Consider the following 11,461-nt stretch of genomic DNA (forward strand, 5'->3'; position numbering starts at 1 on the left):
CTGATCGGTCCCACCCGCTGGGGCGGGCGGCCCCCCCCCCCCCCCCGGCGGCGGCCGGGGCCCCGGCCCGGGGGGGGCGCCCCCCCGACGGTGAGCACGGTGGTGGCGACGACACCACCGGCCGCATTGCGAGCCGGCTGGGTGCAGAGCGTCCACGGCCCGTCCAGGATGCGGTTGGCGGGAGGCAACGCGTCCGGGGCGAACGGAATGCCGATCCGTGGGCCACGCGGGGTGCCCACCAGCGAGTTCCGGGAAACCGAGACGGTCGGGGCCGCCGTTTCCATGGCCAGCAGGGCGGACGCGTAGTTGAGCACCGGGTGCAGCCGGCCCTCCCGGTAGAGGTAGCGGGTGCCGGTCTCCTTCTCCAGGATGACCGCACCCCCCTCTTTCCACTTCGTCGCGCCACCGGGACGCAACAGGCCGTACACGCCCACCGCGGCCAGGCAGAGGACGGCCACCATGACGCTGGCGAAGCCGGCACCGCCCAGTCGGCGGAACGGCGCTGCCTCCGGGTCAGGCTCACGTGCCACCAACGCGGAGGTCATCCGCTGGACGAAGAACTGGTACGACTGAACCTGGTCCCGCCGCGACGGCATGGCACCCCTCCCCTGGCGTACGCCGGCACGGTCACGAACTCGGGACCGCGGTGCCTACCATAGGCACGGCGTCGAGCCGCCCGGTGTCCGCATCCGGCGTTGGCCGGCGGAGCCGACGACCGCAGCCCGAGGAGTCCTTCGATGATCAGCCGCGACGAGGCCCTCGCCATCGCCCGCGAATGGGCCGACGAGCGTCAAACCCCTTTCGACGTGACCCTGTTCGAGTTCGACCTCGGCTACGTTGCCTGTCTCGTCGAACCGGTCGCCGCGGCGACCGATGGTCCGCCCATGCCACCCCCTGCCACCGGGTACCCCCGAGCCGTCATCGACCGGGAAAGCGGCGAGGTCTCCCAGTGGCCGTCGCTGCCGTGGCAGACCATCGCCGAGCGGTACACGCAGCGCCGAGCCGCCGAGGGACGCTTCCCGCCCGACGTCCGGCACGTGCTGGAGCAGGCCGGCTGGTTTCCCGGCCGCGATTTCAGCGCAGCGGTCGACCACTGGATGGTCCGCTTCGCCGACGAACTGGCCGGGCTGGAATGCCCACCGGTGGTACGCGCCGCACTGGTGGAATTCGGCGGCTTGCGACTGCCCCAATTCGGTCGGAGCGGCCGACCGGGCGGCGGCTTCATGAGCTTTATCCACCCCACCCGAGGTGGTGTCGTTACGGACGCGGCCCGCGATTTCGCCGAGGAGTTCGACAACCCGGTCTTTCCCCTTGGCAACAACGAGGACGGGCCGTCCGAACTTGTCGCCGACGCGCAGGGCCGCGTCTTCATGCTCCACTGGGCAGATTACTTCTTCGTCGGCCCGGACATCGACTCCGCCATCGGCAAGCTGATCCGCGGGGGCCCCATGCCCGAGGCCCACGACCGCGACTGGTAGGAACTCCGTCAGCCGTTGATCGCGCGCATGAAGGCGTACAGGCCGAGCACACTGCACGCGACCGGCACCACGGCCAACTGGAGCAGGATGTCGAACATGTCACCCAGCCGGGCCAGTCGGGGCGACGGGGGACGACGGCTGTAGGCGAGCCCGGCCGCTGCCGACAGCCCGGCCGCGACCAGCGCCACCGGCAACACGGCCAGCACCCGGGCACCGGTCGACGCGTCGGTCGCTCCGACGAGGGGCAGCAGACCCAGGCCCACCAGCCCGACGGCGAGCATCGGCACCCGGTGCCGGACCGTCGACACCAGTCGGGCCCGCAGCAGGTAGCCCAGCGAGATGATGCCGGCGAGCAGCAGCGCGGAGAGCGTGCCGGTCGCGGTGAGCACGATCAGGCCGGCGATGGTGACCACGAACGCCCCGAACACCATGCCGGTGAAGACCTCGTCAGCCCGCGCGGTGGCCTGGTAGACCACTTCCCGTTTCGGCTGCGGCTCGTCCCGCAGCAGGTCGGCAGCGGTACGCGGCAACGCCGGCATCGGCATCTTCCCGAGGCGTACGGAGAGCAGCGGCATCGCCGGCAGCAGCAACACCACCGCACCGACCACGATCGCGCTGCCCTGTGCGGCGTCCATGGAGCCGAGGGTGATCAGGCCACCGACCATGCCCCAGAAGCCGACGAAGACCGCGGCCACGAAGACCCGCGTGGCGTCGCCCACACCGAGCAGCCCCAGCAGGCCGAAGAGCAGCAGCACGGCGGAGCCGAGCAGCACATGCGGGGCACCGAGCGCCCAGACCGACTCGCCTGCCCCGATCACCAGCACGCCGCCGACGAAGGCATAGGGCAGGCCGGCTGCGGCGACGACCGCACCGGCGAGGGAGTCGGCCATCGCCCGGGACAGCACGATCCCGCAGACCAGCAGCAGAACGGCCGCACCGAGCGCGACCGCGCCACCGAACCAACCGGGCTGCTCGGAGGTCACGATTACGACAAGACCGAGCAGGAGCAGCACACCGGCCACGATCAGGCCGGTGAGCCGGGTCGCGAACGGGCTCCAGGCCACCCCGCGCCGCCGGGCACCGTCGGCGACGGCCTCCATCAGATCGTCGTACGCCAGCTCCGGCCACTCGGTGCGCCTCGGCACCAGGTGCAGCGTCTCGCCGTCGCGGACGTTCTGCGCGGCCAGCGTACGGGTCAGATCGATGGTGCTGCCGTCGCTGCGCCGCAGCATCCAGCCACCGTGACCGGTGCCGTCCGAGGGTTCCTCGTCGGCCTGCCGCAGCACGGCGGGCAGCAGCCCGACGAGGGGCAGGTGCTCCGGCAGGGCAAGGTCCAACCGTCGGTTGGGAGCGACGACTGCGATGCGCGCGAGTCCGGTTCCGGCCTGGGTGACCACTAACGACCCCTCGGTACGAGGAGCGGGCCGAAGGCCCGCGGCTGTCCTGACGGGCAAAGGCTACCTACCATGTGCCGGTGACGCGGGGGGCGGTTCACCGCGGCGCGCCCAGACCGAGGAGAGGCAACGGAGGTCTGTCACGTGAGCACGGTGGTCGTCAAGCGACCCGCCCGCCAGCCGGAGCCGGAGTACCCCTCCGGCGAGGTGCTGCTGGATGCCCCGCCCGAGGTGCCCGCACCGAGCGGCAAGGCGTGGGGGCAGATGCTGATGCTGCTGCCGATGCTCGCCGGTTCCTTCGCCATGGCCCTGATGTTCGCGGGCCGGGGCGGGTCGACCCTCGGTTATGTCACCGGCGGGCTCTTCGGACTCTCGGCCATCGGGATGCTCGGGTCGCAGCTGGCCAACAACTCCGGCGGGCCGAGCAAGCAGGAGATGTTGCAGAAGCGCCGGGAGTACATGACGCACCTGTCCCGCCAGCGGCGGCGCGTCCTCAAGACGGTCCGCAAGCAGCGGGAGGCCGCTTTCTACCGGCACCCTGATCCGGATGTCCTGTGGTCCCTGCCGCTGGGGCCGAGGCTGTGGGAACGCCGCCGCGGCGACGCGGATTTCGCCACCGTACGGATCGGCCTGGGGCCGCAGGAGTTGGCGACGCCGTTGGTGCCGCCGCCAGCCACATCGTTGGAGAAGCTGGAACCGATGTGCGCGCTCGCGCTGCGTCGGTTTCTCACCACCTACGGCGAGGTGCCGGACCTGCCGGTGACCATGGCGCTGAACGGATTCGCCCGGGTGCACCTACGTGGCGACACGGACGCGGCCCGGGGCATGGTCCGGGCGGTGCTCGCCCAGGCCGTCGCGTTCCACGCGCCGGACGACATGCTCGTCGCCATCTGCGTGGCACCGGATCGGCGGGCCGACTGGGAGTGGACGAAGTGGCTGCCGCACGCCCTGCACCCGTCGCGCACCGACGCGCTCGGCCAGTTGCGCCTGGTCTCGCCCTCGGTGACCGGCCTGGAGGCGATGCTCGACGACGTGCTGGCCAGCCGGCCACGCTTCAACGCCAGCGGTGGTTCGCCGCAGGTCCCCGGGCCGCACGTGCTGGTGGTCATCGACGGTGGCGACACCGCGGGCTCGGATCACCTGATGACCGAGGGCGGTGTGGAGGGCGTGACCCTGCTCGACCTCTCCACACCGGCACCGCGCCTGCTCGATCGGGCGCGCCTGGTGTTGGAGGTGTCGGCGGACCGTCAGTTGCACAGCGTCACCGTGGACGGCCCGGCGGAGATCGGCCGGGCGGACGACTGCCGGGTTGTCGAGCTTGAGGCGTTGGCCATGCAGTTGGCCCCGCTACGCCTCTCCGCCGCTTCCCGAGGCGGCGGCGACACTCCCCTGACCACCGAGTTGGGCCTGGCTGACCTGCTCGACATCGGCGACCCGTACGAGTTCGACGTGGATCGGGCGTGGCAGCCGCGTCCCAACCGCGACAAGCTGCGGGTGCCGATCGGGGTGGGTGCCGACGGTGGGCCGGTGGAGTTGGACCTCAAGGAGTCCGCCCAGGACGGTATGGGTCCGCACGGCCTGCTCATCGGCGCGACCGGTTCCGGTAAGTCCGAGCTGCTGCGCACCCTGGTGCTGGCGTTGGCGGCCACACACTCGTCGGAGAGCCTCAACTTCGTGCTCGTCGACTTCAAGGGTGGTGCGACCTTCACCCGGCTGGACGGTCTGCCGCACACCAGCGCGGTGATCACCAACCTCGCCGACGAACTGCCCCTGGTGGACCGGATGACCGACTCCATCAACGGTGAGTTGGTCCGCCGGCAGGAGTTGCTCCGCGCGGCCGGCAACTACGCCTCGCAGCGTGACTACGAGAAGGCGCGGGCGGCGGGCGCGCCGCTGGCTCCGCTGCCGAGCCTGCTCATCATCTGTGACGAGTTCTCCGAGCTGCTGACCGCGAAGCCCGACTTCATCGACATGTTCGTGCAGATCGGCCGGGTCGGCCGGTCGCTCGGCGTACACCTGCTGCTGGCCTCGCAGCGGTTGGAGGAGGGGCGGCTGCGGGGCCTGGACACCCATCTGTCGTACCGGATCGGTCTGCGAACCTTCTCCGCGATGGAGTCCCGGGTGGTGCTGGGGGCCACCGACGCGTACGAGTTGCCCCGGTCGCCGGGCCACGGCTACCTGCGGTTCGGCACCGAGCCGTTGGTCCGGTTCAAGGCCGCGTACGTCTCCGGCACCTATCGCAGCAAGACCGCGGCGGCGGTGGCGGCCGGCGACGGTGAGGACCGGGTCCGCGAGTACACCACCAGCTACGTCGCGCCGCCGGTCACCCGTACGCCGAAGGAGGAGGTCGCACCGGAGCCGACCGACGGGGTCGGCGAGAGTGTGCTGGACATCCTCGTCGGTCGGCTCGCCGGTCGGGGCAAGCCCGCGCACCAGGTGTGGCTTCCTCCACTGGCCGAGCCGCCGACACTGGATCAGTTGCTGCCACCGATGACCGCCGATCCGGCCCGGGGCATCACCGTCGCGCACGCCGGTCTGCTCGGCGAGTTGCAGGTGGCGGTCGGCATCGTCGACAAGCCCTTCGAGCAGCGACGCGACGTGCTCTGGTTCGACCTGGCCGGTTCGGCCGGCCACGCGGTCATCGTCGGCGGCCCGCAGAGCGGCAAGAGCACCCTGCTGCGTACGGTCGTCACCTCGCTGGCGCTGACCCACACCCCACGGGAGGCCCAGGTCTACTGCCTCGACCTGGGCAGCAGCGCGCTGTCGTCGTTGCGCGACCTGCCGCACGTCGGTTCGGTGGCGACCCGTCTCGACGCCGGTTTGGTGCGGCGCACCATCGCCGAGTTGCAACTGCTGATGGGGGAACGGGAGCGGCGGTTCGCCGAACGCGGCGTGGACTCGATGGCGGAGTACCGGCGGGCGCGGCGGCACGGCCAGCACGACGACGACCCGTTCGGCGACGTGTTCCTGGTCATCGACGGTTGGGCGACGCTGCGGGCGGAGTTCGAGGACCTGGAACCGACGATCAACGACATCGCCAACCGTGGGTTGTCCTTCGGCATCCACCTGATCGTGACCGCGAGTCGCTGGATGGACCTGCGGCCGGCCATTCGGGATGTCTTCGGCACCCGGCTGGAGTTGCGACTGGCCGACGCCAGCGACTCCAACCTCGACCGGCGGGCGGCGATGAACGTGCCGGAGAAGTCACCGGGCCGGGGCATCACGCCCGACGGTCAGCAGTTCCTGGCGGCGCTGCCGCGAGCGGACAGCGCGCAGGAGGCGGAGAGCCTGTCCGAGGGGGCCCGGAAGCTGGTCACCGATCTGGCCGCCGCGTGGCAGGGGCCGGGCGCACCGCCGATCCGGTTGCTGCCGCCCGTGGTGCCGTACGGCAGCCTGCCGAACACGGGCCGCCCGGGCATCCCGATCGGCATCGCCGAGGTGGACCTTCAGCCGGTGCACCTGGACTTCGCCGCCGATCCGCACTTCATCCTGTTCGGCGACGGCGAGTCGGGTAAGAGCACCTTCCTGCGGGCGATGGCGCAGACGATCGTCGACCGCCACGAACTGACCGAGGCGCGACTGGTCCTCGTCGACTACCGACGCAGCCTGCTCGGCGACATCGACACCCCGCACCTGATCGGCTACGGCTCGACCGCGCAGGTCACCGAGAGCATCATCTCCGAGGTGGCCGGGGTGATGCGTGACCGGCTGCCGCCGCCGGACATCAGCGCCGAGCGGTTGCGGGCCCGCGACTGGTGGAAGGGTCCCGACCTGTACGTGCTGGTCGACGACTACGACCTGGTGGCCGGGGCCGGCAGCAACCCGCTGACGCCGCTGCTGGAGTTCCTGCCCCAGGCGCGGGACATCGGCCTGCACCTGGTCATCGCCCGGCGTACCGGCGGTGCCAGTCGAGCGCTCTACGAGCCGGTGCTGATGCGGCTCCGGGAGATCAGCACACCGGGCATCGTGATGTCCGGCAACCGGGACGAGGGGGTGCTGCTCGGCACCGTCCGACCCGGGCCGCTGCCACCGGGCCGGGGCTGGCTGGTGTCGCGGCGTGGCGGTACCCGGCTGGTGCAACTGGTGCACCTTCCGCCGCGCTCCTGAGGCCGTACGGGGTTGCCTGATCAGGCTACTGTCGGCCAGAGTGGATCCACGGTGCGCGGCTGCATGACCCCCGACATGTCGGGGTTGGAAGCAGTCGCGCCGCCATCGTGTGAGCGGACGGGGGAGGGAACATGGGCGACGAGTGGCTCGTCGACGAACAGATCGACGTCGACATCCAGCAGCTGAAGGACTTCGCGCTGGCCATTCAGAAGGAGATGGAGACCAACTTCCAGCCCAGCTTCGACAACGGGCTACGTCCCATGCTCACGGTGCAGGCACCGTTCGGTGGTGGCGGGCTCAAGGAGGCGGCTTTCTTCCGGGGCCGGCACGACGAGAGCCGCATGGCCGTCTCGCATCTGATGGGCGACGTGATGAAGGGCCTCACCGCCCTGAGCACGGCTGCCATGTCCATCTCCGCCGAGTACCTCACCGGCGACGCGCTGGCCCAGGCCACCAACGATGACGTCTACAACGCCTTCTCCGCCGTGAACGGCCAGGACACTCTCAGCGGCCGGTGGCAGGAGAGCCAGGAGGGCCAGGAGAACCCGGCCAACTCGGTGCCGACGGAGGCCCTCGACCCGAACACCTACTTCGAGCCTGAACCCTCATCCAGCGGCGACCAGCGCGAGGAGACCCCGGAGTGGGCGAGGACGGATGTCGTCGGTGAGGGCCCTGGCCGGTACGTGATCCCGGGCGACAACGAGTACATGCATGGCGAACATCTTCGACTGGACCAGTCGGATCTCGGGTGACGGTGACACAGGCGAGGCCTGAGGAGCGGGGATGAGCGACGACTACTACGGCTGGCGACCCGTCAGCCACCCATACGCCGGGATTACCGATGACTACGCGGCCGAGCGCGCCTCCCAGGCCTCGCCGTACGAACCCACGGCGTGGGATTCGGTCAACATCGAGCAGATGTGGGAGTACGTCCGCAAGGAGAGCGACGAGCGGACGACGGCACTGGCCGACATGTGGCGACGTGCGGCAAGCCTGCTGCAGACCACAAGGGACAATCTCAAACGTCATGCCGACGCGCTGGACGCCCGCTGGCAGTCGCCCGCGGCGCGGGTCTTCATGGGCCGGGTAGGTGCCACCCTGCACTCGCTCGACGAGTGGAAGGAAATAGCCACCAACAACGCCGCCGGTCTGGACCAGCTCGCCAGCAAGATCGAGACTGCCCAGCGGGACATGAAGGAGCTCTGGCAGGAGTACCAGGCCGAACAGACCCGCCAGGGCGAGCGCCGCCGCAACGACGAGGGCTTCCAGGCGTCCGACCTCGTCGACTGGATTCCCGGTGTCACCGGCAATGACGGCAAGTCGTACGAGGACGTCCAGAAGGAGTTCCACCAGCGGGCCAAGAACATCACCAAGCCGCTGGCGGACATGTACATCGACGTCTACATCCACAACATCTCGCGCGGCGGGAAGTTCAAGGGCCCGACGGACGCGGTCATTGTCGCTCCGACCCTCGCTCCCGGCGGCCCCCGCCCGCCGGGAGCGCCACGGCCCGGCGCACCCGTGCGGGGTGCGGCACCGAATCGGCCGGACATGCCGAACCGGCCGAATCTGCCGACCCGGCCCGGTGGCGAGGCACCGGCTCAGCCGACGACACCACCGCCTCCCAACCCTCCGGACGGCGTCGGTCTCGCCGGTGGCGCCGCGGCGCCGGTCGCCCCACCGCCCACCGCCCCACCGGTGACCACCGCACCCAACGCCCCCGCCGCGCCCGGTCCGGCGGTGCCGCCGGTGGCCCCACCCGGGCCACGGCCGGTCAACCCCAACCTGACCACCCCGAACTCGGCGCGGCCGAACGCACCACGGACCACCCTGCCGGGATCGGGTGGTCCCGGCGCACCGGGTAGCCGTGGACCGGCGCCCAACCGGCCCACCCTGCCCGGTGCCGGAGGCCCGGGCAGCGGATCCGGAGCACCGGGTGGGGGCCGGCGGGGCACCGCCGCGCCGAACCGTCCGACCCTGCCCGGCAACACCGGCACCGGTGCGCCCGGCGGCGGCCGGGGCCGGCCCGGAATGGGTGGCCGTCCGGGCGCTCCGACCACCCCACCGGCGTCGAGTCCGCGACTGCCCGGTTCCACCGCCGCCCGCCCCGGGCAGCGCGGTACCACGCCCGGCCGTCCCACCGCGCCACCGCCGAGTCTCGGCGGTCAGCGGGGGGCCACGCCCGCCAGCCCGGCCCGGCCCGGCTCGCCACTGACCGGCAAGCCCGCCACCGGCAAACCGACCACCGGCAAGCCGTTGACCGGTGGCGGCACCGCCGGCCCTCGGCCGGATCTGGGCGGACGCACCGGTGCGGGCACTGGTCGACCCGCGCCGACCACCGGACCGGCCCCGTCGCTGGGCGGTCGACGCGGTGGGCCGACCGCTCCGCCGCCGCGTAAGGCTGCGCCCCGCGACGACGCCGAGGAAACCTGGGAGTACGGCGACGGTGACGACGAGTTGTGGGTCACCGAGTCCTCCGCCGTCGGTGTGGTGGAGGCTCCCGCCGAACACCGTCCTCGGGAGCAGGGCAAGGCGCTCGGCCAGAACTGACCTCGTGCGGGCCGGTCACCCAACCCTGGGTGGCCGGCCCGTACCATGCGGTGACCGTCCATTCACAGCCGCTCGACGTGTCGGCACGACAGAGGAAGGCTGACGGGTATGCCTGTCCTGACCCGATCGGTGGCCGCCGCGCTCGCGGGCGTCCTGGCCGCCGTCGCCCTGCCCGCCGCGCCCGCCCTGGCCGACTCCGTCCGCGACAGGTCGTGGCAGGTCGAGAGCCTCGAGCTGGCCGAGCTTCACAAGATCACTCGCGGTGAGGGAATCACCGTAGCGGTGATCGACACCGGGGTGGACGCGGCGCATCCGGACCTACGCGACAATGTGCTGCCCGGTGTCGACCTCTACGACGACAGCAGCAAGGGCCACCTCGACCGGCAGGGGCACGGGACCGCCATGGCCTCCCTGATCGCGGGGCACGGACACGGCAAGGGCGGCCGGGACGGCATACTCGGCGTGGCCCCGAAGGCCAAGATCTACCCGGTGACGGTCCAGAAGGACGGTGCCGGGCTGATCGCCCCGACGGCACTCGCCACCGGCATCAACCTGGCGATCGACGCCGGAGTCGACGTGATCAACGTCTCCCTGTCCAGCAGCTTCAACGACGAGTTGAACCGGGCGGTCGAGCGCGCCTACCGGAACAACGTGATCGTGGTGGCCGGGGCCGGTAACTCGGACCAGATCCTCGTCGGGAGCCCGGCCTCACACCCCGGCAGCATCGCCGTCAACGCCATCGACCGCAACGGCGTCATCAGCAAGCAGGGGTCGGTCCCGGGCACCCCGGACCTGCCGATCAGCATCGCCGCCCCCGGCCAGGACATGATGGTCGCCTATCCCGGCGGAAAGTACACCAGCGCGACCGGCAGCAGCGCCGCCACCGCCGTCGTCTCCGGTGCGGTGGCCCTGATCAAGACCAAGTACCCGGACCTCGACGCGTACCAGATGTTCCGGCGGCTGCTCGAAACCACCCGTGATGTCGGCAAGCCCGGACACGACGAGCACTACGGCTGGGGCGTACTCGACCTGCGGGAGGCCCTGACCGGCGAACCCGACGGCCGTGGCGACCGCAGCGCGCCGGCCGGTGAGCCCGGACTCGACGACGCACTCGCCGATGTCGGTACGTCGCAGAACGACGGGCCCGACTTCGCCGAGATCGCGATCGTGATGCTGGTCTGGCTGGTCTTTCTCGCCCTGCTGATCGGTGCGGTGGTGGTCATCGTCAAGCTGCGTCGACGGCGGGCAGCGCCCAGCCCGGCCCCGGAGGCGGCCTACTCCGGCGGTGCAGCGCCGCCACCGCCGACTGCGGGCACCGGGCCGACCGATCCCCCATATGCCGCCATCGACACCGACGACGCCGCCTGGCGCCGTCCGAACGGATGACCAGCGAGGGAGGGCCGGTACTGGGCCCGTCACCACCGCCGGACGCCGGAGTCGCCGCCGCACCACCCACACCTCGGCGGCCCCCCGTCGTCATCGCCGCCGTGCTGCTGATGGTGCCCTCGATCGTCATCTGGCTGATCGCCGGGTTCGGCTTCTTCGCGGCGATGCTGCGTACCGAGGGCGACGGGCTGGGCAAGCTCCTGGTGGTGGGTATCGGTGCCGGCGTACTCGCGATCGCACTGCTGATGGTGATGTTCGCGTCGCTCGGGATCCTGATGGCGTGGACCGGCGACAACGCGGCAGGACTCGCCGTCCCGGCCGGGTTCACCTTCGCGCTCTTCGTCGTCGTGATCGTCACGCTGCTGGCGCAGGGAAAGCTCAGCTACCACCCGACGATGGTCACGCCGCTCGTCGTGGGTGGGCTGGCCGGTGTGTCACTCGCCCTGATCAAAAGCCCACCGGCCCGGGCCTGGTTCGCCGGCCGTACGCGCTGAACCGACCGGCCGCTTCTGGTGGTGGCCCGGAGCGGGCCGACGAACCGCCCGG

General features: G+C 71.2%; 8 protein-coding genes. 6 read left to right on the forward strand and 2 right to left on the reverse strand.

Annotated features, from left to right (window positions below; genetic code table 11):
- Positions 1 to 596: type VII secretion protein EccB (gene eccB / locus ACLQ2S_RS25830; protein WP_425703503.1), on the reverse strand; the 596-nt coding region annotated here is incomplete at its 3' end.
- Positions 597 to 737: 141 nt separating this feature from the next.
- On the opposite strand from eccB, the gene ACLQ2S_RS25835 reads away from it, so the two are divergent.
- Complete coding sequence (locus tag ACLQ2S_RS25835) at positions 738 to 1,478, forward strand: SUKH-3 domain-containing protein (protein WP_155221730.1); 741 nt, start codon at positions 738 to 740, stop codon at positions 1,476 to 1,478.
- 8 nt (positions 1,479 to 1,486) lie between these two features.
- Here ACLQ2S_RS25835 and eccD read toward each other — a convergent pair whose 3' ends face one another.
- Complete coding sequence (gene eccD, locus ACLQ2S_RS25840) at positions 1,487 to 2,875, reverse strand: type VII secretion integral membrane protein EccD (RefSeq protein WP_309223834.1); 1,389 nt, start codon at positions 2,873 to 2,875, stop codon at positions 1,487 to 1,489.
- A 141-nt stretch (positions 2,876 to 3,016) separates the two neighbouring features.
- Between eccD and eccCa the strand changes: the two genes are divergently transcribed.
- The 5 genes from eccCa to ACLQ2S_RS25865 all read left to right on the forward strand — a co-directional run bounded on the left by eccCa (position 3,017) and on the right by ACLQ2S_RS25865 (position 11,409).
- Entirely contained in the window at positions 3,017 to 6,979 is a 3,963-nt protein-coding gene (eccCa, locus tag ACLQ2S_RS25845; RefSeq protein ID WP_309223835.1) for a type VII secretion protein EccCa, read from the forward strand.
- 131 nt (positions 6,980 to 7,110) lie between these two features.
- Complete coding sequence (locus tag ACLQ2S_RS25850; protein WP_155221732.1) at positions 7,111 to 7,731, forward strand: hypothetical protein; 621 nt, start codon at positions 7,111 to 7,113, stop codon at positions 7,729 to 7,731.
- A gap of 31 nt (positions 7,732 to 7,762) precedes the next feature.
- Complete coding sequence (locus tag ACLQ2S_RS25855) at positions 7,763 to 9,529, forward strand: hypothetical protein (RefSeq protein WP_155221733.1); 1,767 nt, start codon at positions 7,763 to 7,765, stop codon at positions 9,527 to 9,529.
- Positions 9,530 to 9,637: 108 nt separating this feature from the next.
- On the forward strand, positions 9,638 to 10,915 hold the full coding sequence (locus ACLQ2S_RS25860) for a S8 family serine peptidase (RefSeq protein WP_155221734.1): 1,278 nt from the start codon (positions 9,638 to 9,640) through the stop codon (positions 10,913 to 10,915).
- Entirely contained in the window at positions 10,912 to 11,409 is a 498-nt protein-coding gene (locus ACLQ2S_RS25865) for a hypothetical protein (RefSeq protein ID WP_155221735.1), read from the forward strand. Before ACLQ2S_RS25860 ends, ACLQ2S_RS25865 begins: the two co-directional genes overlap by 4 nt.
- Positions 11,410 to 11,461 lie beyond the last annotated feature (52 nt).

The sequence above is a fragment of the Micromonospora sp. DT48 genome, assembly GCF_049844495.1.
In the GTDB taxonomy this organism is placed as follows: Bacteria; Actinomycetota; Actinomycetes; order Mycobacteriales; family Micromonosporaceae; genus Micromonospora.

What these genes read in the sequence shown, in the direction of transcription:
- ACLQ2S_RS25855 (WP_155221733.1), top strand. Translation starts at nt 7,763, where the DNA reads ATGAGCGACGACTACTACGGCTGGCGACCCGTCAGCCACCCATACGCC.
- ACLQ2S_RS25835 (WP_155221730.1), top strand. Translation starts at nt 738, where the DNA reads ATGATCAGCCGCGACGAGGCCCTCGCCATCGCCCGCGAATGGGCCGAC.
- ACLQ2S_RS25860 (WP_155221734.1), top strand. Translation starts at nt 9,638, where the DNA reads ATGCCTGTCCTGACCCGATCGGTGGCCGCCGCGCTCGCGGGCGTCCTG.
- ACLQ2S_RS25865 (WP_155221735.1), top strand. Translation starts at nt 10,912, where the DNA reads ATGACCAGCGAGGGAGGGCCGGTACTGGGCCCGTCACCACCGCCGGAC.
- ACLQ2S_RS25850 (WP_155221732.1), top strand. Translation starts at nt 7,111, where the DNA reads ATGGGCGACGAGTGGCTCGTCGACGAACAGATCGACGTCGACATCCAG.